At 26.6% G+C, this 24,384-nt stretch carries 29 protein-coding genes, 1 pseudogene and 1 riboswitch; of the genes and pseudogenes, 29 read left to right on the top strand and 1 reads right to left on the bottom strand.

The genetic code is table 4. The features are described 5' to 3' along the window. Positions 1 to 41: 41 nt before the first annotated feature. The 6 genes from EMELA_RS03660 to EMELA_RS03635 all read left to right on the top strand — a co-directional run bounded on the left by EMELA_RS03660 (position 42) and on the right by EMELA_RS03635 (position 4,493). On the top strand, positions 42 to 860 hold the full coding sequence (locus EMELA_RS03660; protein ID WP_028124340.1) for a segregation and condensation protein A: 819 nt from the start codon (positions 42 to 44) through the stop codon (positions 858 to 860). 6 nt (positions 861 to 866) lie between these two features. Beyond that, complete coding sequence (gene scpB / locus EMELA_RS03655) at positions 867 to 1,511, top strand: SMC-Scp complex subunit ScpB (RefSeq protein ID WP_028124339.1); 645 nt, start codon at positions 867 to 869, stop codon at positions 1,509 to 1,511. Then, the gene (locus tag EMELA_RS03650) at positions 1,511 to 2,260 is read left to right on the top strand and encodes a pseudouridine synthase (protein ID WP_028124338.1); all 750 of its coding nucleotides are present in this window, start codon (positions 1,511 to 1,513) and stop codon (positions 2,258 to 2,260) included. The genes scpB and EMELA_RS03650 overlap by 1 nt, the downstream gene beginning before the upstream one ends. 29 nt (positions 2,261 to 2,289) lie before the next feature. After that, on the top strand, positions 2,290 to 2,910 hold the full coding sequence (locus EMELA_RS03645) for a deoxynucleoside kinase (protein ID WP_028124337.1): 621 nt from the start codon (positions 2,290 to 2,292) through the stop codon (positions 2,908 to 2,910). Position 2,911: 1 nt separating this feature from the next. Next, positions 2,912 to 3,625, top strand: a complete 714-nt coding sequence (locus EMELA_RS03640; protein ID WP_028124336.1) for a YebC/PmpR family DNA-binding transcriptional regulator — start codon at positions 2,912 to 2,914, stop codon at positions 3,623 to 3,625. Positions 3,626 to 3,698: 73 nt separating this feature from the next. Further along, positions 3,699 to 4,493 carry a hypothetical protein gene (locus tag EMELA_RS03635; RefSeq protein ID WP_034971197.1) on the top strand — a complete coding sequence of 265 codons (795 nt, stop codon included), beginning with the start codon at positions 3,699 to 3,701 and terminating at the stop codon, positions 4,491 to 4,493. Between the two features lie 565 nt (positions 4,494 to 5,058). Here EMELA_RS03635 and EMELA_RS03630 read toward each other — a convergent pair. Continuing rightward, positions 5,059 to 5,622 carry an inorganic diphosphatase gene (locus tag EMELA_RS03630; protein ID WP_028124334.1) on the bottom strand — a complete coding sequence of 188 codons (564 nt, stop codon included), beginning with the start codon at positions 5,620 to 5,622 and terminating at the stop codon, positions 5,059 to 5,061. 127 nt (positions 5,623 to 5,749) lie between these two features. Between EMELA_RS03630 and EMELA_RS03625 the strand changes: the two genes are divergently transcribed. From EMELA_RS03625 to EMELA_RS03530, 23 genes and pseudogenes are all read left to right on the top strand, one after another. Next, positions 5,750 to 6,604: an ECF transporter S component gene (locus EMELA_RS03625; RefSeq protein WP_028124333.1), complete on the top strand. Its 855-nt coding sequence runs from the start codon at positions 5,750 to 5,752 to the stop codon at positions 6,602 to 6,604. A gap of 87 nt (positions 6,605 to 6,691) precedes the next feature. Further along, on the top strand, positions 6,692 to 6,961 hold the full coding sequence (gene rpsP / locus EMELA_RS03620; RefSeq protein ID WP_028124332.1) for a 30S ribosomal protein S16: 270 nt from the start codon (positions 6,692 to 6,694) through the stop codon (positions 6,959 to 6,961). Positions 6,962 to 7,015: 54 nt separating this feature from the next. Next, the gene (locus EMELA_RS03615; RefSeq protein WP_028124331.1) at positions 7,016 to 7,516 is read left to right on the top strand and encodes a ribosome maturation factor RimM; all 501 of its coding nucleotides are present in this window, start codon (positions 7,016 to 7,018) and stop codon (positions 7,514 to 7,516) included. After that, the gene (gene trmD / locus EMELA_RS03610; protein WP_028124330.1) at positions 7,516 to 8,247 is read left to right on the top strand and encodes a tRNA (guanosine(37)-N1)-methyltransferase TrmD; all 732 of its coding nucleotides are present in this window, start codon (positions 7,516 to 7,518) and stop codon (positions 8,245 to 8,247) included. Before EMELA_RS03615 ends, trmD begins: the two co-directional genes overlap by 1 nt. Position 8,248: 1 nt before the next feature. After that, positions 8,249 to 8,632, top strand: a complete 384-nt coding sequence (gene rplS, locus EMELA_RS03605; protein WP_028124329.1) for a 50S ribosomal protein L19 — start codon at positions 8,249 to 8,251, stop codon at positions 8,630 to 8,632. 89 nt (positions 8,633 to 8,721) lie between these two features. After that, the gene (gene ylqF / locus EMELA_RS03600) at positions 8,722 to 9,669 is read left to right on the top strand and encodes a ribosome biogenesis GTPase YlqF (protein WP_028124328.1); all 948 of its coding nucleotides are present in this window, start codon (positions 8,722 to 8,724) and stop codon (positions 9,667 to 9,669) included. Positions 9,670 to 9,758: 89 nt separating this feature from the next. Next, on the top strand, positions 9,759 to 9,890 hold the full coding sequence (locus EMELA_RS05235; protein ID WP_268875448.1) for a ribonuclease H family protein: 132 nt from the start codon (positions 9,759 to 9,761) through the stop codon (positions 9,888 to 9,890). Between the two features lie 41 nt (positions 9,891 to 9,931). Continuing rightward, positions 9,932 to 10,288: a ribonuclease HII gene (locus tag EMELA_RS03595; RefSeq protein WP_268875447.1), complete on the top strand. Its 357-nt coding sequence runs from the start codon at positions 9,932 to 9,934 to the stop codon at positions 10,286 to 10,288. 69 nt (positions 10,289 to 10,357) lie between these two features. Further along, positions 10,358 to 10,663: a single stranded DNA-binding domain-containing protein gene (locus EMELA_RS03590; RefSeq protein WP_028124327.1), complete on the top strand. Its 306-nt coding sequence runs from the start codon at positions 10,358 to 10,360 to the stop codon at positions 10,661 to 10,663. Positions 10,664 to 11,442: 779 nt separating this feature from the next. Then, positions 11,443 to 13,425, top strand: a complete 1,983-nt coding sequence (locus tag EMELA_RS03580; RefSeq protein WP_028124325.1) for an ABC transporter ATP-binding protein — start codon at positions 11,443 to 11,445, stop codon at positions 13,423 to 13,425. Then, positions 13,412 to 15,316, top strand: a complete 1,905-nt coding sequence (locus EMELA_RS03575; RefSeq protein WP_028124324.1) for an ABC transporter ATP-binding protein — start codon at positions 13,412 to 13,414, stop codon at positions 15,314 to 15,316. The genes EMELA_RS03580 and EMELA_RS03575 overlap by 14 nt, the downstream gene beginning before the upstream one ends. 19 nt (positions 15,317 to 15,335) lie before the next feature. Further along, positions 15,336 to 15,761: pseudogene (locus tag EMELA_RS05140) on the top strand (FAD-dependent oxidoreductase). Continuing rightward, positions 15,739 to 16,122, top strand: a complete 384-nt coding sequence (locus EMELA_RS05230) for an FAD-dependent oxidoreductase (RefSeq protein ID WP_332370125.1) — start codon at positions 15,739 to 15,741, stop codon at positions 16,120 to 16,122. The pseudogene EMELA_RS05140 and the gene EMELA_RS05230 overlap by 23 nt, the downstream one beginning before the upstream one ends. Beyond that, positions 16,122 to 16,547 (top strand): FAD-dependent oxidoreductase, encoded by a 426-nt coding sequence (locus EMELA_RS05225; RefSeq protein ID WP_028124321.1) that lies wholly within the window; start codon positions 16,122 to 16,124, stop codon positions 16,545 to 16,547. Before EMELA_RS05230 ends, EMELA_RS05225 begins: the two co-directional genes overlap by 1 nt. Before the next feature lie 135 nt (positions 16,548 to 16,682). After that, the gene (locus EMELA_RS03565; protein ID WP_028124320.1) at positions 16,683 to 18,266 is read left to right on the top strand and encodes a hypothetical protein; all 1,584 of its coding nucleotides are present in this window, start codon (positions 16,683 to 16,685) and stop codon (positions 18,264 to 18,266) included. An 84-nt stretch (positions 18,267 to 18,350) separates the two neighbouring features. Further along, positions 18,351 to 18,414, top strand: a riboswitch (nucleoside riboswitch). A 120-nt stretch (positions 18,415 to 18,534) separates the two neighbouring features. After that, positions 18,535 to 19,557, top strand: coding sequence for a class 1b ribonucleoside-diphosphate reductase subunit beta (gene nrdF / locus EMELA_RS03560; protein WP_034971196.1), 1,023 nt, complete (start codon positions 18,535 to 18,537; stop codon positions 19,555 to 19,557). Between the two features lie 2 nt (positions 19,558 to 19,559). Continuing rightward, the gene (gene nrdI, locus EMELA_RS03555) at positions 19,560 to 20,015 is read left to right on the top strand and encodes a class Ib ribonucleoside-diphosphate reductase assembly flavoprotein NrdI (RefSeq protein WP_028124318.1); all 456 of its coding nucleotides are present in this window, start codon (positions 19,560 to 19,562) and stop codon (positions 20,013 to 20,015) included. A 2-nt stretch (positions 20,016 to 20,017) separates the two neighbouring features. After that, positions 20,018 to 22,183, top strand: a complete 2,166-nt coding sequence (nrdE, locus tag EMELA_RS03550) for a class 1b ribonucleoside-diphosphate reductase subunit alpha (protein ID WP_028124317.1) — start codon at positions 20,018 to 20,020, stop codon at positions 22,181 to 22,183. 129 nt (positions 22,184 to 22,312) lie between these two features. Beyond that, positions 22,313 to 22,543 (top strand): PTS transporter subunit EIIB, encoded by a 231-nt coding sequence (locus EMELA_RS03545; protein ID WP_028124316.1) that lies wholly within the window; start codon positions 22,313 to 22,315, stop codon positions 22,541 to 22,543. Positions 22,544 to 22,689: 146 nt separating this feature from the next. Next, a complete protein-coding gene (locus tag EMELA_RS04575; RefSeq protein ID WP_156932127.1) occupies positions 22,690 to 22,998 on the top strand; it encodes a hypothetical protein in 309 nt (102 codons plus the stop codon). 11 nt (positions 22,999 to 23,009) lie between these two features. Beyond that, positions 23,010 to 23,153, top strand: coding sequence for a hypothetical protein (locus EMELA_RS04570; protein WP_156932126.1), 144 nt, complete (start codon positions 23,010 to 23,012; stop codon positions 23,151 to 23,153). A gap of 191 nt (positions 23,154 to 23,344) precedes the next feature. Beyond that, positions 23,345 to 23,557, top strand: a complete 213-nt coding sequence (locus EMELA_RS03535) for a hypothetical protein (protein ID WP_028124314.1) — start codon at positions 23,345 to 23,347, stop codon at positions 23,555 to 23,557. Between the two features lie 351 nt (positions 23,558 to 23,908). Further along, a complete protein-coding gene (locus EMELA_RS03530) occupies positions 23,909 to 24,373 on the top strand; it encodes a hypothetical protein (RefSeq protein WP_028124313.1) in 465 nt (154 codons plus the stop codon). Positions 24,374 to 24,384: the final 11 nt, after the last annotated feature.

The following is a 24,384-nucleotide window of genomic DNA, read 5'->3' as shown; positions in this document are numbered from 1 at the left end:
TAATTTATTATAAAATAATAAATAACATAAGGAGAAGCAATATGCAACATTGAGACGAGTTAAATATATCCAATTTTTCAGGGCCTTTAGACTTACTTTGAAATATGGTTAAAGATAAAAAAATAGATATTTTTGAAATTAATCTAAGTGAAATTATTGACCAATACCTTAAATATATTGAAGGACAACAAAAACTAGATATTGAACTAGCTAGTGAATATTTGGTTATGGCCGCACAAATGATTGAAATGAAATCAAGAATCTTATTACCAAAAGATGAAGATGATATGCAAGATGAATTTATGTTTGAAGACTTGCTTGAACAAATTAATCAATATGGTCAAATTAAAGAAGTTAGTGAATACTTCTACAATAAGCAAGAAGAATATTTACAAACTTATTCAAAACCAAAAACTAAAAAATCATTTATTCAATCAATTGCAGAGCGAAATGATGAATTAATGGTTGATCCATTAGATATAGGGATTGATGAATTTGCTGAAATTTTCCAAGCAGTTTTACAACGTGCACAAAACTTTGATGATGATTTTTATTATGATGAACACATGTTGTTAGGAGATGCATATGCTCCTATTCAAAATGAAATTATATCTCCACAAGTTATTGCAAAATCAATTGTTGAGATTATGCGAACTAATAAAAATAAAGAATGAAAACTTGAAGAAGTTATTAAAGGCTATGAATTGAATTTAATTAATTTAATTTCAACATTTTTAGCAGTATTAGACATGGTTAGACATCAAGTTGCTGTTATTAATCAAAAAAACGATACATTAGAATTTAGATTTACTAAAGAAGTATTAGAAGATGAATCTATATTGAATAGAATAGAGAGGTAGAAGAATATGAATAGTAATATTAAAGCAGTTATTGAAGGTTTATTATTTGTTTATGGTGATGACGGGATTAGCTTACTTGATTTACAAAACGTGTTAGAAGATGTTAGACCAGTTGTTATTCAAGAAGCAATTTTAGATTTAGAAAAGAAATATTCTTCAGATTTAGATTGTGCTTTTTCAATTCAAAAATTTGCTAAAAATAAATATAGATTACAAACAAAACCAGAATTACATGAATATTTTGCAAAATTAGAATTAGAAGTAAACAATTCAAGATTATTAAACTCAAGTATTGAAGTTTTATCAATTATTGTTTACAAAGGTCCAATTTCAAAACATGATATTGAAGCAATTAGACAAGCTGAATGTTCATATCAAATTTATAGATTAAGACAAAAAAAATTAATCAAAGCTATTGGTAAAACTTCAACAGGAGCAAATCTATACACAATCACAGATAATTTCTTTAAATTATTTAATATAACAGGTGGAATGGAAGCTTTACCTAAAATTGATTTTGCTTCATACAAAAATTATGAAGAAGAAAATGAATTTGATAATGAAGAAAAAGTAAATGAAGAAATGCTTTCAGAAGAAGATGTATTTGAAAAAGAATCATTTAATGATGATAATTCTGAAGGTATGTTTTAATGGAAAGGCTACAGAAAATTATTTCTGCTAGAGGAGTTACTTCTAGAAGAAATGCCGAAAAATTAATCTTAGAAGGTAAAGTTAAAGTTAACGGGGTTGTAATAACTGAATTAGGTTTTAAAGCAAGTCCTGATGCTGATATTGAAGTTAATGGAAAACAAACAACTAAGAATAATGAAAAATTTTATTACTTATTTAATAAGCCAAGATTAGTGCTAACAACAATGTATGATCCAAAACAACGTAAAACTGTAGCAGATTATTTTAAAGATGTGCCAACAAGAGTTTATCCAGTTGGTAGACTTGACTATGATGTTAGTGGTTTAATCATTATGACAAATGATGGTGAATTTGCAAACTTTGTTATGCACCCTAGATATGAGTTTTTCAAAACATATCAAGGATTATGTAAAGGTAAAGTATCAAAACAACAAGTAAATCAATTACTTAAAGGTGTAAAAATTGAAGATGATTACTTTACAAGAGCAATTGAAGTTGAATTACTAAATTATGATCAAGAAAAAAACCAATCAATTGTTGAATTAACAATTGCTGAAGGAAAAAAACATCACGTTAAACAAATGTTTTCAGCAATTGAAGCTAATTTAATGAAATTGAAAAGAACTAAAATTGAATTTTTAGAAGTTGATGATTTACAAGTTGCACAATATAGAGAACTTAAACCTCATGAAGTTAAAAAGTTTTATGGGATTTATCAATCAACTAAAAGAAAAGAAGATTTAAAATAATAAATAGAAGGTATAAAAGGTAAGTAAATATGAAAATAGCAATTTTTGGTACTGTAGGAGCAGGTAAATCATCAATATCAAAGGAACTATCAGAAAGATTAAATTTTGAAATTTTCCCAGAACCAATTGATGAAAATCCATATTTTGAGGATTATTATAGAGATATTAAAAATTATGCTTTTAGAATGCAAATCTTTATGTTAACAGCAAGATCAAAACAATTGTTTACAGCTAAAGATTTAAAAAACATCATTTTTGATAGATCTATTATTGAAGATCCAATTTTTATGGATGTATGTCACAAATTAGGAAATGTTAATGATACTGACTATAAAACTTACTGTGACTTTTTTCAATATGTTGTATCAGAAAACCTTAAATACCCAAATGATAGGTTAAAATTTGACTTAGTTGTTTATTTAAAAGTTTCAACAGAAACATCAATTAGAAGAATTAACGAACGTGGAAGATCTGCAGAGTTAAGTATTGAAAATGAATACTGAAAAATTTTAAATGAATCTTATGAAAGATACTATCAAGCACATAAAAATGATTTTCCATTTTTAGTAATTGATGCAAATAATGATAACTTGGAAGAAAAAGTTGAAGAAGTTATTGCAGCAATAAAAAATAATAAGAAGGAGTTTTAATATGGGAAGAGCACACGAAGTCCGCGCAGCCTCAATGGCAAAAACTGCAGCTAAAAAGTCTGCAGCTAATGGTAGAGCAAGTAAAGAAATTTATATGGCAGCTAAAGCTGGTGGAGCTGATGCAGCATCTAACTTAGCTTTAAGAACTTTAATTGATAAAGCTAAATCAAATCAAATCCCAAAAGATGTTATTGATAGAGCAATCAAAAGAGCAACTGGTGGAGATGATGAAAACTACGTGTCAAATAGATACGAAGGAATGGGGCCAGGAAATACAGCAATTATTGTTGATGCCTTAACAAGTAATGTTAACCGTGCAGCAGCTAACATTAGAGAAGTATTTAATAAAAACCATGGTAATCCTGAAGGCAAAGTTGCCTTTATGTTTGAAGAAGTTTCAATGTTTGCTTTTAAAGGAAAAAATGAAGAAGAAGTTCTTGAGCAATTAATGATGAGTGAAGTTGAAGTTAATGATGTAGAAGCTGAAGATGACATGATTGTTGTTACAACACCATATAAATATTTTAATGCTGTTAAACATTCACTTGATGAGTTAGGGATTGATGAATACTTAATTTCTGAAATCAAATTAATTCCAACAGATGATTATATTGAAGTTGCTGATGGAGAAGTTAAACAACAATTACAAACTTTATTAGATAAACTTGATGAATTAGAAGATGTACAAAACGTATATCACAATGCTAGTCTATAAATAAAAAAATCTTTTTTAACACTTAGGTGTTATTTTTTTTATAATCATTATAAGGTTAGAAAAAGGTGAGAAAATGGATAGTCTATTTATTATAAATTTAATGTTATTAATAGTTAACTTTATTATCATGGTAACTTTACTATTTTCAGCATTGTATTTTAATAGAGCTTATTACAATTATCATGTTCCAAGAATCAATTCATATAATGATGTTATAAGTTCAAAAGAAATAGAAAAGATCATTAATCAATTTAAAAAGATTTATCACTTAAATGATTATGATGTTATTTATGTAAACACAGACAATTATATTAATATATTTAAAAATCTTAATAAAAGTAAAAAACAAATTATTATTTCAAAAAAAATTTTTGAATCAGTTGGTTATGAAATTGACTATATAATTTCAAGGTTATGAATGGCATCTAAAGTAAGCCAAAAAAACGGCTTAATCAGAAGTTATAAATTAGCAGTTGTAATTATGCCATTCTTATCATTATTAACTATGTGTATTTGTTTATTAGCAAATTGTATTTTATTTGGTTATATGAGTGGAAGAACAGTTGAAGAAACAGATAAGGTTTTATGATGAATTTGAAAAATACCTATAATTTCAATTATCTTTTTTACAGCATTTATTTCAATGATCATTTCATATCTTATTTCAATCAAGATCAAAGAAAGTATTGAATATAATTATAATAATGAAATTAGTGGTTTAGTTAAAATTGCATTAGAAGAATATGTGCAAGATTTCATTAATGCAAGAACATATGCACAAAATATTAAAATAAGTTATTTACCAATTATTAAGTCTTCAGACTTTTGAGAAAACTCAAAATGACTTGGACCATTCGTGTATATGTAAAAAAGAGGTTTAATAACCTCTTTCTTTTATATTTTTATTTTCTTTTTTAATTTTTATAACATGCAAAATATGAACTGAATACAGTGAAAAGCGTATAACAATTAAAATTAAAATAATAGTTGAAATAATATTAAAAATTAATACTTTATTTTTGCTTATTTTTAAAAATTCATCTTTACTAATTGAATTATTACTTAAGTAAGAATTAAATAATCATTTAAGAATGAATTATTAAATGTTTGAAAATACTTTATATCTGGTATAAGAACAAAAATTAACAATAATATATAAATTCAAAGTTTAATTTCAAATTCTTTATCATTACGTATTAAAGCTATTATTTTGTAAATTAGAAAAATATAAATAATTAGTTTAAATATTTGGGTAATTAAGAATATTGGTGTTTTAAACTTTACAAAAGAGACATATTAAAATTATCTATAGTTTAAATTACCTAAAAGATAAACATCAATCAATAAAATTAAATTTAGCAAAAATGACAAAATTAACGAAATTAAAACTATATATTTAAAATTCTTTTTAAAATTTACTCGACTTGAATGTCTTATCCTTGACCAATTCCTTTTGCTTTTCATTCAGCTAAGATTTGATCTCTTTCACCAGCAAGAATTCTATCTTTGTATTCTGTAAATCTTTCTTTACATTCATGTAATTCTTCGATTGCTTCTTCTAAAGTTCCTCAACCGTTGATTTTTACTGTTTTCTTTTGTAAAGCTTTGTATTGTAAGAAGAAGTTTTCAATTTCATCACGTAAATGTTGTGGTACATCTTCTAAAGTTTGATATGAACTAAATCTTGGGTCACCGTTAAATACTCCAAATAATTTAGTATCAATCTCTCCAGCATCAATCATTTTAATTGATCCTAAAATTCTAACACTTACTTGTACACCAGGTAAAGTTGGATAAGTACATAAACTAATAACATCTAATGGATCTCCATCTCAGTCTAGTGTGTTTTCAACCATTCCATATTCTCCTGGATAGAAGTTAGCACCGTATAAAACTCTATCTAAAATAATTCTTCCAGTTGTAGCATCAACTTCATATTTGTTTGAAGAACCTTTAGGAATTTCAACGATCATATCTAATACATTGTTTTTTGACATATTTATTTCCTCATTTCTTATTTATTTTATCCTATTATAATTTATTTTTTGAATTTTGCTTGAAAAATATAAATTTCTTATTTATAATTTTTATAAATTAGAAAAGAGTATAAAAATAGGAGAGAGTATGAAAAAAAATAAAAATCCAAATAATTCTTACTTAGAAAACATTAATTCAGTTGAAGAAAATGAATTAAGTAAGAAAGAACACAGAAAAGAAGATCACTATCATGGGGTACATCACTTTGATGAAAAAGGTTACCATGATCATATAGAAAAGAATGAATTTAAAGTTCAACTAAAAATAAGATTATCAAGACAAGAATTAATAAGAAAAATGGTTCTGACAGGAATATTCTTAGCTTTAACTGTTGCAGTAAGTGCCATTGATATATTATTTGAAAATTTACAATTACCAATTGGAGATCAATTAAGAATTCCATTTAGATTTTTTGATATTGCATTTATCTGTATATCAATAGCAACACTTGGACCGGTATTTGCTAGTATAATAGCAATATTAAATCCAATTCTTCATAACGTTGTTCACGGAATGGAACATGGATGAATAACAATGGTAATGGAAATACCGCAAAATCTATTAATTACTTGAATGGTATGAATAGTATTTAACTTAATATTTCAAAATTCACCAATTCATAGAGGAACAAATAGTAAAAAAGACAAATTGAAAAGATTTTTACCAATTTTAATCATGATAATACTAGCGTCAATTATTGCTACAGCATTATTTATATTAGCTTGATACTTACAAGACGTCATTAATCATGAAAATTTACAAGTAGAGAGTTTACATGCAGATCATGATCATGAACATTCAGAATTACCTGATTTTAATGGCTTTAAGTTTTATATGACATTTGTTGTATTTGGTTGAAATATATTAAGATATACAATTGCTTTTTCAATCTTTAGCATTGTTGAATGAAGAATGAGACCAATAAATCATAGATATAAATAAAAATTATGGCAGTTAAGTAATTTTACTTGACAACCTTTTTATTTTTAGTAAAATTAAATAAGGTTTTAAATATTTATAGGAGGAAACATGGTAAAAATTAGATTAAAAAGAATTGGTAAAAAACAAGCACCTTTTTACAGAATCGTTGCTGCTGATTCAAGAGTTAACCGTAATGGTCAATACATAGAATTAATTGGAACATTTGATCCATTAAAATCAGAAGTTAAAATTAATAACGAATTAGCTTTAAAATGATTACAAAACGGAGCTCAACCAACTGAAACTGTTAGAGAATTATTATCACAACAAGGTGTGATGAAAGCATTACACGAAGGAAAACTTGCTAACAAAAAATAATTCCAACAGAATTAATATTTTGTTTTAAAACCACGAAATTAGCAAGGATATAAAATGGAAAATAAAAATTTATTATCTATTGGAAAAATTGTCAACACATTTGGTATTAAAGGAGCTGTTAAAATAGCTCTTGAAAAAAACATTGAAGTAAATGATATAAATGAAATTAAACTTTTATTTATTGAAAATACAAACAATGTAATCATTCCAAAACAAGTTAAATCAATAAGTATGCAAAAGAGTCATTTAGTAGTTTACTTTAAAGAACATCATCATATTAATGAAGTTGAAAACTTTAGAGGTAAACAAATTAAATACTTAAATGATAATGATGCCTTCTCAATATTTTATGATTTGACTTACTACACTGTTGTTTATAAACAACAAAATGGTAAAGTTGTTGAAACAATCTTTAATGGTCAACATGACTTAGTTAAAGTGTTACTAGAAAATGAAACAAAAGAATTTTGAGTACCTTTAGTTGATATGTATACAACAAACATTGATGACGAATCAAGAATTATAACTTTGAAAAACATTGAAGGATTAAAATAATGAAATATTCTATTCTAACTTTATTCCCAAATATTATTAAGTCATATATTTCAGAATCAATTATTAAAAAAGCTTTAGAGCGTGGAAAGATTGAATTAGAAATTGTTGATATTAGAGATTTTACAAATCTTTCACATAATCAAGTTGATGATTATCAGTTTGGTGGAGGAAGAGGAATGGTGTTAATGTGTGATCCAGTTGTTAGTGCAATTGAATCAGTTAGAACATCAAACTCAATTGTTGTATTAACATCTCCACAAGGGAAAACATGAAATCAAGATATTGCAAAATTGTTTGCATCTGAATATGATCACATAATTATTGTTTGTGGTCATTATGAAGGTTTTGATGAAAGAATATTAAAATATGTTAATATTGAAATTTCAATTGGTGATTATGTGTTAACTGGTGGTGAGTTACCAGCACTAATCTTATTAGATTCTATTACTAGAATTTTACCAGGAGTTATTAATACTGAATCACATGAACAAGAAAGTTTTGAGAATGGTTTATTGGATTATCCAGTTTATACCAAACCCCATGATTATAGGGGTGACAAAGTTCCTGAAGTCCTATTAAGTGGACACCACGCTAATATTCAAAAGTGAAGAGACGAACAACAATTAATTTCGACTTTTAATAAAAGATCAGATTTAATTGATGAAGCTAAATTAAACAAAGTACAATTACAATTATTAGAAAATCTTAGAAAAAAGAAAGGAAATAAATAGTATGGCATCAAAAGCAACTAAAACAACACAATCAAAATACGCTGTTATTAATAACCAATTACGTAATGATTTACCAGATTTTACATCAGGGGATACTATTAAAGTTGACGTTAAAATTAAAGAGGGAGAAAAATTCCGTATTCAAACATTTGAAGGATTAGTAATTAAAACTCAAGGTTCAGGTATTACTTATTCAGTTGTTGTTAGAAAATTATCAAATGGTGTATTTGTTGAAAGAACTTTCCCATTACACTCACCAATTATTGATAAAGTTACTGTAATTAAACGTGGACGTGTACGTAGAGCTAGAATTTACTATATTAGAAAATTATCAGGTAAAGCTGCAAGAATTAAAGAAATCTTACCTACAAAAGCTGACAAATAATAGTTGTCATTTATTAAACAATATAACTCTCATGTGAAATGAGAGTTTTTTTATTTGTTATAATATAAAAAGATTAAAGGAGTAAAATTATGAGTGCAGATTTTAACTGATTTCCAGGTCACATGAATAAAACCTTAAAAAACATTGAAGAAAAGATCCCGGTTGTTGATTTAGTTATTGAGATTTTGGATGCTCGTGCTCCATATTCTTCACGTAACATAACATTTTCTAAGCTATTAAAAAATAAGCCAACATTATATGTATTATCAAAAGCTGATCTTGCAGATCCAAAAGTAACACAAGAATGAGCTGAGTATTACGAGAAAAAAAATAATACAGTAATGGTTCTAGATAATAAAGAAAAAAATATTGTTAAACCATTAATTGATTTAATAAATAAAGCAACTAAAGAAAAACAAGAAAAAGATAAAGCAAAAGGAATGGTTAACTCATTAATTAATGTTTTAGTAATTGGAATTCCAAATGTAGGTAAATCAACTTTTATTAATCGTTTAATTAAAAATAAAAGTGTTAAAGCTGGTAACAAACCAGGGTTAACTAGAGGAATTCAAATTATTCAATTATCACAATTTATTTCATTATTTGATACTCCAGGTGTACTACCAGCAAAACTTGAAAATGAAACTGTTGCAACAAACATATGTGCAATTAATTCAATTAAAGAAGACGTTTATCCAAAAGAACGCGTGGCTGGTAAATTAATGCAATATTTATTTAATCACTATGAAGTTTTAATCGAAGATCATTATAAAGTTTCACCAAGATTACAAAGACCAATTCAAATTGCTGATACTTTTATTATTTTTGAAATGATTGCCAAAGTTAGAAAATGATATTTAAATGATGATTTATTTGATTATGATCGTGTTATTAATGCATTTATGCGTGATATTATTCAAAATCAATTTAAAAGAGTTTCATTTGAAAGAATCTTAGAAGTTGTTCCTGAAGAAATGGAAAAAGCATCGAAAGTTAAAAATGAAAAAGCAATTGAGGATATTTCAGATTTATGATAGATGAATAAAGAATTATTTTTGATGCAGAAATTAGAAAAACTAATCATGTTGAATTAATTGGTGGCAGTGATGAAGCAGGACGTGGTGCAATGGCTGGACCAATTGTTGTTGCTAGTGTTATTTTGCCAAGCGATTATGCTAACCCATTGATTAAAGATTCAAAGAAATTATCTAAAGTACAAAGAGCAATATTGTGTGCTAAATTAAGCAAATTGCCTTAACTTATGCAATTGAAATTATAGAAGCACCTGATGTTGATTTATTGAATCCAAAAAAAGCAAATAGAATTAGGATGATCAATTCAATTAAGAATTTGAAAATCAAACCAAATATTTGTTTAATTGATGCAGAAAAAATTGAAATTAAGGATTACACATATTTACTTTTTATTAAAGGTGATGATTTAAGTCAATCAATAGCAGCAGCTTCAATCTTAGCTAAAACCACAAGAGATAATATAATGATTGAGTACGCAAAACTTTATTCAGAATATAATTTTGATTTACACAAAGGTTATTGTGTTAAAGAACATGTGCTAAAAACTCAACAATTTGGAGTGCTACCAATTCATAGAAAAACTTATAAACCAATTAAAGATATTTTAGAAAATAACTTTTAATGTTATTTTTTTATTTTTTCCTTAAGAATATTATGTCAGATATCTGACGCAATAAAAAAAGAGGTAAATATGAATTTAGTAAACATAATCGGTCAAATAGAAAGGGACGCAGAAGTTGCCTATACATCAAAAGATGGTAACTCGAAATTATATAAATTTGTAGTTAGAGTACTTAACTCATATAAATCAAAAGCAGGTAAAAATGAAGATGACTTAATTAATGTAAAGGCATGATCAACTGCAATCAATGATGAGTTTGCATTAGATGATCAAGCAATTGTAGGTATTGAAGCAAGAATTCATTTATCAACTAATAAAGAAAACACCAATATTTTTAATGAAATAATTGCTAATATAATTATGTATTTAAATTAAAAATGGATAACGTATTATTATATTTTTCATTAAAATACCATGGTGACTGGGGAAAAATTTATGATGCGTTAGATAATAAAAAAAATTGAAACACAATATTTAATTCAAATTCCAAATTCAATTCCAAATAATTATATTTCTGTAATGAACCCTATATACCCTAATAATTTAAAACAAATTATGAAACCTTCATTTATTCTTTATTATTTAGGAAATGTGTCAATGTTGTAAAACTAGTTTCAAACAATTTATATTCGTGGTGGTGAAGCAACAGATGAATATAATATTGAAACGATCAAAAAAATTATTGATGATTTAGTAAAGGAAAACAAAACTATTTTAATTTCAGCTGAGAAGAAGAGCGACGAAATTTTAATTGAATATATTATTAAACAAAGAGGTAAATTAATATTATTAACAAAAGATCCTTTTCAAAAATTTATTAATAGTGAATTTTGAAGTGAACATAAAAACATAGATTATTCAGACTTTATAATTCTTAGTGAGTATGAAGAATAAAATATGTTTAAATACAAAAATATTGATAATAAATCTGAAATGAATATTAAATAAAGTTTATTTTGCAATTCCACAAAACATTAAAAATAATTGTTCTTCAAGTAACGAATTATTAAAAAATGATGCAAAGTTATTGAAAAATGCAACAGATATTTTAAATCAAATTTAAAAATACTTTTGGTGTTTTTTATTTTTAATTTTTTGGTGGTAAAATAATAAAAATACACAAAGCGTATTCCACATAGAAAAGAGGGGATTATATGATCGATAAAGAAGAACAAAAAATGCTTGATAATGAAAAGCTTAATGAATCTTCAACACCACAAGTCAGAGTTTCAAGATGATTAAAAAAATCTGACTTAAACACAGAATTAGATACAAATAAATCTAAGAAAAAATCTGGTTCATATATTGGTTTAATTATTAGATATATGAAAAAAAATAAATTGTGAACAGTTCTAATGTTAATTTCAGTAGTAATATTATCTGTTTCATCAGCAATGACACCAAAAATCATTGAACAAATGAGTGCAGCGGTAACAATTGAAAAATATGTTGAATTAGCAAATTTACCAAATGATATTCAAAAAATACTTGATGCATCAATAAACAAATGATGAGGTCTTGATTTCTATCCACTTTTAGCAATTGAAATAGGAATTATTTTATTTATGGCACTAGCAACTTTTGGTTCACAGTGAACAGCTGGAATGTTAGGAAAAAAAATTGAAGTTGATTTAAGAAATGACTTAAATAAAAAATTAGTTTCAATGGATATGTCATATTACTCAGATAAAAAAATTGGAGAAATTTTAACCAAAGTTGTTTCTGATACTCAAATCATTGGAGAACAAACAGGTATTATTCCAATTACGTTCTTAAATGGTATCTTAACAACAGTAGCATCAATAATTGTTATGACAACAATTTCAGGTCCGCTAACAATCGTTTTATGTTGCGTGTTTATCACTTTATTTGTAATCTTTTTCGTTTTATTCATTCCAATGAAACCAATTGCTTATAAAACAAGAAAAATTGTTACAGAAGTTAACGGAGATGTAACAGATAGAATTAGCAATGTTAAATTGATTAAAGCTTCAGGAACAGAAGAATATGAAGAAAACCGTTTTATTGAAAAACATGTTCCATATTACAAACAATCTTCACATATGAACTATTACCAAGCAATGATCTTATCATTAATTTTCTTAATTATTAATGCGATTGAGTCTGTAATGATTATTGCAACAGTTCTTATTTACGATGCTAATGAAGTAGCAGCAGTTTTACCAGGGATGATTTCAGCATCAGCACTTATGATTGGCCCATTAATGTCATTTTTAAGAGTGCTTGTTGGATTAACTCAATCAAATGTAGCATCAAAAAGAATTAATGAAATTTTAGAACAACAACCAAGATTTAATAACCACTTTGAAGACAAAGAAGGTGTTAAAATTGAAAAAATTAAAGGTAACATTTACTTCAGAGATGTTGCATTTGCTTATCCTGAAAAACCAACAGAGTTAATTTTACCAAAATTTGATTTTACTTTTGAACAAGGAAAATCATACGCATTCGTTGGTACAACTGGAGCAGGTAAATCAACAATCTCAAAATTATTATTAAGATTTTATGATCCTACAATTGGACAAGTGCTAATTAATGAAGATATAGATTTAAAAGATGTAAATCTTTCTACATATTTAGATAAAGTTGGATATGTTGAACAAGAACCTGCTATTTTTTTAGGAAATGTTTTTGATAACGTAAGATATGGTAGATTTGAAGCAACAGATAAACAAATTATCGCAGCATGTAAAAAGGCTGAGTTGCATGATTTAATTATGTCTTGACCAGATGGTTATGAAACTATTATTGGTGAAAGAGGATTTATGCTTTCAGGTGGACAAAAACAAAGATTAATTATTGCAAGAATGTTCTTAAAAGACCCTCAATTATTAATATTAGATGAAGCAACAAGTGCTTTAGATAATATTGTTGAAAAAGAAATTCAAGCTAAATTAAATGAACTAATGAAAGGTAGAACAAGTGTAACTATTGCTCACCGTTTATCAACAATTAAAAATGTAGATGAAATTTTAGTTCTAGCACCAAAACAAGGAATAGTTCAAAGAGGAAGTTTCAATGAACTTAAAAAAATACCTGGACACTTTAAAGATTTATATGATGCAGGTAATTCAAAAAAAGATGGAAAGGATGTAATTAATAATGAGCAACAATAATGTAAACCAAAAACAACTTAACAAACATGGATTTGATGTACAAATGGAATTTTCATTTAAAAAACTTGGTGTTTTTATGAAACAAATATTTGAATCAGCAAAACAAAATAAACTGATTTTCTTTGCTGTTTGTTTTTTCACAATGCTTGATGCATTAATCTCAACATTCTTACCAGTATTTGCAACAATGATGATTTCGGGAATAGCAAATGATGTTGCCGAAACACCAAAACAAACACTGACATTCTTAGCATGAGAAGTTTCACTTATAGATTGACAAACATGATTTTATATTACATTAGTAACACTTGTTCTATTATTTATTTCAGAATATATTGTTAACTGAAGTATTGCTCAATTCTCATTGCTAGTTGAAATTAATCAAAGACAAAAAATGTTAATTAGATTAGCACAACAAGACGTTGATTTCTTTTTTGATCATGTATCAGGAAATATTTTAACAAGACTTGTTGGGGATACACAATCATTAGCATTTGGTATTCAACAATTCTTTACTAACATGATTTACTTCTTAATAGGAATCATAATGTCTGTAACAATTATGTTGTTATCAGGAATTTGATATGTCGCAGTTATTATGGCTGTTTATTTAATATTTTCAATTGGAATTGCTGTACTTATCTTCATACAAAACAGAAGAAAATTAATTACAGCTTTTGATAGAAAACGTGAAGTTGATCAAGACATGACAGATAGAATCTCAAATATTTCTTTAATTAAATCTTCTGGTTTAGAAGAATATGAAGTAAAAAGAGTTGAAGACTTAAATGAAATTTATAATAGAGCTGGTGATAAAGCCGTTCGATGATCAGCATTCTTAACTCAATGAATTCAAGTTACTGCTTCTGCAATGATGCCACTATTTGTTATCATTTTCTGTGTTGGATTCTTAAAAAATGGGAACCTTGAACTTTTAATAGTTAAAATGCCTTTAGCGCAAGTTTTAGTATCATTTGTTGTTGGAGCAATTGCTATGTTGATTCCAACTTTAAGATCAGCAACAAGAGCACAAAATGCTGCACAAAGAATTTCAGAATTAACTGATCCTGAACCAACAATTAAACCAAATCCAAATGGACCTGTAATTGAAAAAATTAACTCAATTACATTTGAAAATGTTGTATTTGCATATCCAAAAAAACCTGAAAAAACAATTTTACCAAAAATGAATATTACATTTGAAAAAGGTAAATCATACGCCTTTGTTGGTGAAACAGGTTCTGGTAAATCAACAATTGCAAAATTATTGTTAAGATTCTACATGCCAGTTGATGGAAAAATCATGGTTGATGGAAAATATAAAAATGAGGAAACTTTAGAAAAAGATTCACATGATTTAAATACTATTAATCTTCCATCTTATCTAAACAAAGTAGGATACGTTGAACAAGAACCACAAATTCTTTTTGGCGATTTCTTTGAAAACATTAGATATGCTAAGTTTGATGCAACTCATGAAGAAATTATGAGAGCATGTAAAAAAGCAAACTTACATGACTTCATTGTTTCATTAAAAGATGGTTATAATACTATTTTAGGTCAAAGAGGATTCTTATTATCTGGTGGACAAAAACAACGTTTAGTTATTGCTAGAGTATTCTTAAAAAACCCTGACTTCTTAATCTTAGATGAAGCAACAAGTGCTTTAGATAATATTGTTGAAAAAGAAATTCAAGCTGAATTAGATAAACTAATGAAAGGTAGAACAAGTGTAACTATCGCTCACCGTTTATCAACAATTAAAAACGTTGATCAAATCATTGTTTTAGGAGCTAACGGTAAAGGAATTGTTCAACAAGGGACTTATGATGAATTAATCTCAACACCTGGTAGATTCAAAAAACTATATGAAGCAGGATTAATGAACTAATGAAAAATAAACAGTAAATATTATTGGAGCAGGTTTAGCAAAAATAGAAGCTGCATATCAACTAGCAAAAAGAAATATTAAAGTTAAACTTTATTAAGTAAAAAGAATAACTAAAAATCCCGTTCAAGTTTTGGACGAGTTTGCTGAATTAGTATGCTCAAATTCATTAAGAAGTAATGAAATGACTAATGCTGTTGGTACATTAAAAGAAGAAATGAGAATGCTTAATTCATTAATTATTAGAACAGCAGAGTATGCTCAAGTACCAGCTTGTGGAAGTTTAGCTGTTGATAGAGTTTTATCTTCAAAATATATAACTAAAAAAATAAATTTTAATGATTTAATCGAAGTAATTGATGCTGAAGTTGAAAAAATTGATCCAAATGAAATTAATTTAATTGCTTCAAGTCCATTAACAACCGATAAATTACAAAATAAATATTAAATATAGTAGGAACTGATGATTTTTACTTTTATGATGCAGTTGCCCAATAATTGAAAAGGATTCAATTAATACGAACCTCGCATATCAAAAAAATCGTTATGACAAAGGTGAAACTAGTTATTACATTAATTGTTCAATGTCAAAAGAAGAGTATATTAATTTTTATAATGAATTAGTTAATGCTGATAATGCTGAAATTTTAATTGGTCATTTACCAGGAGAAGCTGAATTAAAATATTTTGAAGGATGCATGCCTGTTGAAGCAATGGCTAAAAGAGGACCAGAAACACTATTATTTGGACCAATGAAACCAAAAGGGTTAGGGGATATAGACCTGATGGTACAAGAAACCACGCTGTAGTGCAATTACGTCAAGATGATGCTAATGATAAACTATATAATATTGTTGATTTTCAAACTAATTTAAAATGACCAGAGCAAAAAAGAGTTTTTTCAATGATTCCAGGATTAGAAAATGCTAAATTTGTAAGGTATTGAGTTATGCATAAAAATAACTTTTTTAATTCACCAAAAGTTTTAAATAAATTTTTACAACTTAAAACTAATTCTAATATTTTCTTTGCTGATCAAATTACTGGGGTTGAAGGTTATGTTGAATCATGCGTATCTGGTTTAATTACTGCAATTAATATAACAAATTACATCAATGATCAAGAAATGACTATACCATCACCAAATTTTGTGTCTGGTGCGCTATTAAACTATATTAATAAAGAATCAATAACAAATTTTCAACCGATGAAAGCAAATTGAGGAATTGTTTAAGAAATTAATTTTATAAAACCTAACAGAAAAGTTACTAAACAAGAAATTAAAAAACTAAAAAATGAAAAATTTTTAGAATTAGCTATTAATTCAATTAAAGAATTTATTAAAAATATTTAGAAAGAAGATGAATTTATGAAAAATGGTTTAGATAGTATTTTTTGAGCATACTTTGATGAATATATCAAAAAAGATACATCTTCAATTTTTAAAAAAATTAATAATGATTTAAAAGAAAAAGTGAATGAAATATATGAAGTTACATATTATTCTTTATTTCAAATTCAATTATTAAGAAATGAATCATTAGTAAATATTGAACCTGAAAAATTTAAAGAATATTCAACTTACATCGTAGACAACTATAATGAATTATTTCTTTTTACATTTCAAGACAAAAATACAGAATCAAAATTTAAAGAACTAGATGAAATTAATAAAAGTTTTATAAAAGAAGTTATCGAGTCTTTAGTCTTAAATCATATAATTAAAACTTCATTCATTAGCTCAGAAGAAGTTAATCCCAACTATTATTGAAACTTCGCAAGTCTATGTGCTTTAGCAAGTAAGTTTGAATATGATATTAACTTTAAACACGAAAAAGAAAAGAAATATTATTATTCTACAGTTTATCCATTTGTAATAACTATGTTGATGATTGATGTTTTAAAACCTTATGATATGATCGACAAAATTAAAAAAATTTACACAAGAAAAAATATTTCTGAAGCATATAAAACAGGTAGAGAGTTAACTTCAAATGAAAAAGAATGAATTGCTCCTATGATTTCACTTTTAAAAAATGAAGATGAATTTAATGCATTTATTTTAAATTTTAAAAAAGATAATTGAGATACAATTGACATTAAACAAAAATTTAAAATGATTCATGAACTTTCAAAAATTACAACAATCTTTTTAAGAGATAATCTAAAAAGTATTTCAGTAATATCTGAAGGAACAGAGGTTTATGAAGCTATTTATGCATATTTACCATCATTTTTAGCTTCATCAAAAGAACAAAGAAAAATTAATACTAAAACTTTTGATGGACCACTTAAAAGTGTTTATAGTCTTTCTCCAATTAATCAAAAAGATTTTAATCCAGCTTGAACATTTAAACATACTAAAAAATTTAAGGAATTTAAAAAAATTAAATATAGACCTGAAAAGTTAGTTGATTTTATTGCAAGAGTTAAATATGCAACATCTTATATGGAAATTATCAATAAAACAAAAAGAAACAATGGTGTTTTAGGTGATTGCTTAATATCTTTTAAAAAGGTTGGAATCGTTCAAACAATGGGGTTTTATGTAGAGAATAATGAAACCTATGAGTTTAACTATAAAAACGTAAAATTTAAATTAATTAATTTAGATGCAAAAAACTTTACTAAATTATTAATTAAAGTAAATCGTTTTGAAGAAATCGCAGATTATAATTCGCAAATGTCTGTTTTATTAAAAATAATATCTTTAATGATTACAATTGATCCAAAGGCCCCAAAAGTTTTTGAATACTCATGAGAAATACTATTAAAGTATTACATTATCGCTTTTGGACCTTATAAGAAAAATATGATGATTTTTACTAATAAAGACTTTGAAATAATTGAGTTTAAAATTAATAAATTGTTAACTCAATATAAAAAGCTACAACAAAAGGATAAAGTTATTGATTCAATTGGTGTTATTTACAAATTACAAACTTTTAAATAGAAAAAAATAAAAATCAATAGTTAATTTTAAGATTTTTTAAAAAATAAAATATATTATTATCTTACAACTGAATATAAAAAAGAAACTTATACAGTGTAGCATAATGGGCTACTGACCCCGCCTCAAGACCTATCTTGAGACTATAAGTGAATTCACTCTTTAGTAATAAAGTTTCTTTTGTTGTCGTTTTTGGCAAAAAAGGAACTTTTTTATTTGGTTGATTTATAAACAAAATGTAAGATAGAATAAAATGAAAGGATATACGACAATGGCAAAAATTAAAAACCAATATTACAATGAATCTGTTTCGCCAATTGAATATGTGCAACAAGGTTTTAAAGGTAAAATGCGTTCAGTTAACTGAAACGTTATAAATGACGAAAAAGACTTAGAGGTATGAAATAGAATTACACAAAACTTTTGATTACCTGAAAAAATTCCAGTATCAAACGATTTAACTTCTTGAAGAACATTAACACCTGAATGACAAGAATTAATTACAAGAACATTTACTGGTCTAACATTATTAGATACAATTCAAGCAACTGTAGGTGATGTTGCTCAAGTTCCAAACTCACTAACTGATCATGAACAAGTTATTTATACTAACTTTGCTTTCATGGTTGCTGTTCATGCTAGATCATATGGTTCAATTTTCTCAACTTTATGTTCAAGTGAACAAATTGAAGAAGCTCATGAATGAGTTATTAATACAGAAACATTACAAGAAAGAGCAAAAGCATTAATTCCTTACTATGTAAACGATGATCCATTAAAATCAAAAGTTGCAGCAGCTTTAATGCCTGGTTTCTTACTATATGGAGGGTTTTACTTACCATTTTACTTATCAGCAAGAGGTAAATTACCAAATACTTCAGATATTATTAGATTAATTTTAAGAGATAAAGTTATTCACAATTACTATAGTGGTTATAAATACCAAAAGAAAGTTGCTAAACTTTCACCTGAAAAACAAGCTGAAATGAAAGACTTCGTATTCAAGCTATTATACGAATTAATTGATTTAGAAACAGCTTACTTAAAAGAATTATATGACGGATTTGGATTAGCAGACGATGCTATTAGATTCAGTATTTACAACGCAGGTAAATTCTTACAAAACTTAGGTTATGATTCACCTTTCACTGAAGAAGAAACAAAAATTGAACCAGAAATCTTTACTCAATTATCAGCTAGAGCTGATGAAAACCATGATTTCTTCTCAGGAAATGGATCATCTTATATTATGGGTGTTTCAGAAGAAACAGAAGACGAAGACTGGGAGTTCTAATTATGCATGATGATATTAAATTAGTTTCAGGCGAAGAAATTGTTAAGCCTACAGGAGAAGTACATGTTGTTTACTTCTCATCAATTTCAAACAATACACACAGATTTATTCAAAAACTGGGTGTTAAAAATTCAAGAATACCTTACGAATTAGAAGAAGACTTAGATGTTGATTCTGATTACGTATTAATCACACCAACTTATAGTGGTGGTGGTGAATTTACTTCTGGAGCAGTTCCAAAACAAGTAATTAAATTTTTAAACAATGAAAAAAACAGAAATTTTTGTAGAGGTGTAATTGCTTCAGGTAATACTAACTTTGGTAATACTTTTGCAATGGCAGGGCCAATTCTTTCAAAAAAACTTAATGTTCCATTGTTATATCAATTTGAATTATTAGGAACTCAAGAAGATGTAAATAAAATCAATGAAATATTGAAAGACTTTTGAGGGAAATAAAAATGGAAGATAAAAAAATAAATACTTTATCTGGTACTGAAGAAAGTGACGAATACGTTACCTTAAATGCTAGAGCTAAAATACTAGCTGCAGGATCAGATAACTTCAAACTTGATGTTGAAGCTGCTAAAGCTTATTTAAAACACCATGTTGAGCCTAGAATCGTTAAATTTGACTCAGTTAAAGAAAGAATCGAATATCTAGTATCAAATGGTTATTATGAAGAAGAAGTAATCAACAAATATACAATTGAACAAATAGAAGAAATTACTGATATAGCTTATGGATTTAAACGTGAATTTCCAAGTTTTATGGGAGCTTTAAAATTCTATAACGTTTATGGTTTAAAAACTTTTGATGGTAAAAATTACTTAGAAAACTACGAAGATAGAGCAGTTATGAACGCTTTATTTTTAGGAAATGGTAATTTTGATGCTGCTACAAAAACATTAAAACAATTAATGTTAGGTAGATTCCAACCAGCTACACCAACATTCTTAAATGCTGGTAAAAAGCAACGTGGAGAATATGTTTCTTGTTACTTATTAAGAGTTGAAGATAACATGGAATCAATTTGTCGTGCTGTTACAACATCATTACAATTATCAAAACGTGGTGGGGGAGTTGCTATATGTTTAACTAACTTACGTGAATTAGGAGCACCAATCAAACATATTGCTAACCAAGCAACAGGTGTTATCCCAGTTATGAAAATTTTAGAAGATTCATTCTCATATGCTAACCAATTAGGTCAAAGACAAGGTGCTGGAGCAGTTTACTTAAATGCTCACCACCCTGATGTTATGTCATTCTTGGATACTAAAAGAGAAAATGCAGATGAAAAGATCCGTATTAAATCATTATCATTAGGATTAGTAGTTCCAGATATTACTTTTGAGCTAGCTCAAAAAAATGAAGAAATGGCTTTATTTAGTCCATATGATGTTGAAAGAGAATATGGAAAACCAATGTCAGACATTTCAATTACTAAAGAATATGATAATTTAGTAAAAAATCCTAATATTAAAAAAACTTATATTAGTGCTAGAAAATTCTTTTTAATAGTTGCTGAATTACATTTTGAAAGTGGATACCCATACATTTTATTTGATGATACAGTAAATAACAATAATGCTCATGCTGCAACAGGAAGAATTGTTATGAGTAACTTATGTAGTGAAATTGCTCAAGTTTCAACACCAAGTACATATAACGATGATTTAAGTTTTAAACAAATGGGAGATGACATTTGCTGTAACTTAGGAAGTATTAATATTGCTAAAGCAATGGAAAGTGGAGCTGAATTTGCTGAAGTTATTGAACACTCAATTAACGCTTTAGATTTAGTTTCAAGAACAAGTGATTTAAGTAGTGCACCTTCAATTCAACAAGGAAACAAAAAAAATCATGCTGTTGGTTTAGGAGCAATGAACTTACATGGTTTCTTAGCAACAAACTTTATTTGATATAACTCAATCGAAGCAGTTGACTTTACTAACATGTTCTTCTATGCAATGGCATATAATGCATTTAAAGCTTCACATAAATTAGCTTTAAAATACGGATCATTCGAAAGATTTAAAACATCACAATTTGCTGATGGAAGTTGATTCAAGAAATATACAAAATGTGCTGCAGATAAATGAACTCCTGAAACTCAAAGAGTTAAAGAAATATTTGCACAATACAATGTAACTATTCCAACTCAACAAGATTGAATTGAATTAGTTGAATTAATTAAACAAGATGGAATTGCTAACTCACACTTAATGGCTGTTGCTCCTACTGGATCAATTAGTTACTTATCTTCATGCACACCAAGCTTACAACCAGTTGTAGCACCAATTGAAGTACGTAAAGAAGGATTATTAGGTAGAGTTTATGTACCAGCTTACAACATTAACTTTGACAATATGGCTTATTATGCATTAGGTGCATACGAAGTTGGACCAATGCCAATTATTGATATTGTTGCTGCTGCTCAACAACACGTTGATCAAGCAATCTCATTAACATTATTTATGACTGATCAAGTTACAACTCGTGACTTAAACAAAGCATATATTTATGCATTCAAGAAAAAATGTGCATCAATCTATTACGTTCGTGTAAGACAAGAAGTATTAGAAGATAGTGAAAACTACGAATGTGATGCTTGTGTAATCTAAAAAATTAACAATCTTAAGCGATTGTTTTTTTATGAAAAAGTTATAATCATAGGTATAATAAATTCCAAAAGTCTTATTTAAATTAATAATATTTTCCTATAATAAGAATTAACGAAAGAAAGAAATTAGATGAACAAAATTAACAATAATAATCGTATTGATTTACTTAATTTTAAATCTAAATACTACACAATTTCTTTACAAATAAATGAACTTGTGGGTGGTAAAGAAAATTATGAAAAAGTTTATAATTGCATTACAAGAGTTAGATTTAAAATTAAAGATAAATCTAAAGTTAAAATTGATAAACTTAAAAATGATAAACTTAAAAAAATAAATTTAGTTAAAGGTGTTGTTTAGCTGGAGATGAACTTCAAGTAATTGTTGGAGGAGAAAGTTCAAAAATTAAAGAAGAATTTAAAAAAATAAACTCGGGATACTACGACAAAGAAGAAACAGTTTTTGACGTTAAAAAACCTAAAAATAAAATAAATATATTATCTATTATGAGTTGTATTCTACTGCCTGCATTGCCTGTCATAACAGCATCAGGATTACTTTTATCAATTCAATCTGTTTTGGTACAGTTTAAAGTTTTACCAAGCGATACAAATGCAAACATTTGAGGGTTTTTACTTTTCATGTTTGCTATTACTGGTTTATCACTTGTAGGAATATTCTTTTGCTACAATACAGTTAAATTTTTTGGAGGAAATCCACTATATGTATTACTAGTTGGATTAATTTTAACTTCTAGACTATATGCAAACATTACTCCTAAAATTATACCAATGGACATATTGAAGGTTCTTTAACATTAAAGGACATGGATTTTGGGGATTTCATTAAAGATGAAAAAACAGGAATCACAGGTTGATTAATGTTTTCAATAAAAGATTTCCCAATAACAATTAGAGCATATGATGGATCAATAATTCCATTTATAGCAGCTGATTTAATTCTTGTATAATCTGAAAAATTTGCTAAAAGAATTGTTCCAAAATCAATTGACTTAATATTTACACCATTTATAACAATAGTTATAACATTAATACCAATGTTATTTGTATTTGGACCGTTATTATCATTAGTTAAATTTGGTATATCACAATCTATTTTATGAATAGAAAATTGACCATTAGGAATTGGATTAGTAATTTATTGTTACTATATCAAGGAATTGTTTTAACTGGTACACATAATATAATTAATATGACTATTAAAATTAGCTTTTTAGCTGGTGAACCATCAATGGTATTTGCAGTTGTTGGTGCAGCATTTTATGCACAAATTGGTGCATGTATAAGTTTGGTAATAATTACAAAAGATAAAAGTTTTAGAAAAGTGCTTCATCAACACTTTTACCTGCATTAGTTGGTGGAATTAGTGAACCATTATTATATGTAGTAACTTTTGCAAAATTAAGACCATTTGTAATTGCTTCAATTTCATCAGCAGTTGGTGCTTGAATGATATATATGTTTATTTACCTGTTGATGTTTCAGCAGGTGGAGGATTATTTGCAATTCTAGGATTCATTGGAATTAAAAAATAATTACTAATTCTTTTATGTTGATCAGTTTCTATTGGTTTAGCAGCAGTATTAACTGTAGTATTCTATAAAGAAAAAATTAATCCACTAAAACAATTAAAAAAAGCAACTAATAAAGCAGTTTAAAAAATGAGAAAACAAAATATTAGTGAGATGAGATTAATAATTTTGTTATGAAAATCAATAATATTAAAGAATCAATTAAAGAAAAAAAAGGACAAAATAAAACATACGAGCAAAAAATTATGGCTCTTAAAAAAATAAATTCTGATATTGAGTTTATTAATATTAAAGAAGAAAATCAAAAAAATAAATTATATAAAAAAGCTTTAAAAGCAAGCAAAAATGACAAATTGAGTGAAGAAACAAGAAATGAAATAATAAATAAATTTGTAAGTTTTAATTTAGACGCAGAAAGAAACAAAATTGTAGAAACTAAAAATACTTTTATAGATCAAAATGCAAAAATATTTACTGATGCACAAAAAATTAATTCTAGAAATGAAGTTAAAATTATAAAAGAAGTTCAAAGAATTGAAAAGAAATCAAAAATTGAAATGAGTCAGTATATTCCTTCATTTAAAAAAGGTATATATTACATTGAAAACGGTTATAATTTTCAATTTACAGAGGACTAAAAATGAAATAC

The organism is Mesoplasma melaleucae, assembly GCF_002804105.1.
In the GTDB taxonomy this organism is placed as follows: Bacteria; Bacillota_I; Bacilli_A; order Mycoplasmatales; family Mycoplasmataceae; genus Mesoplasma; species Mesoplasma melaleucae.
Note: the sequence above shows the minus strand (reverse complement) of the source record. Positions and strands in the feature narration are given on the sequence as shown.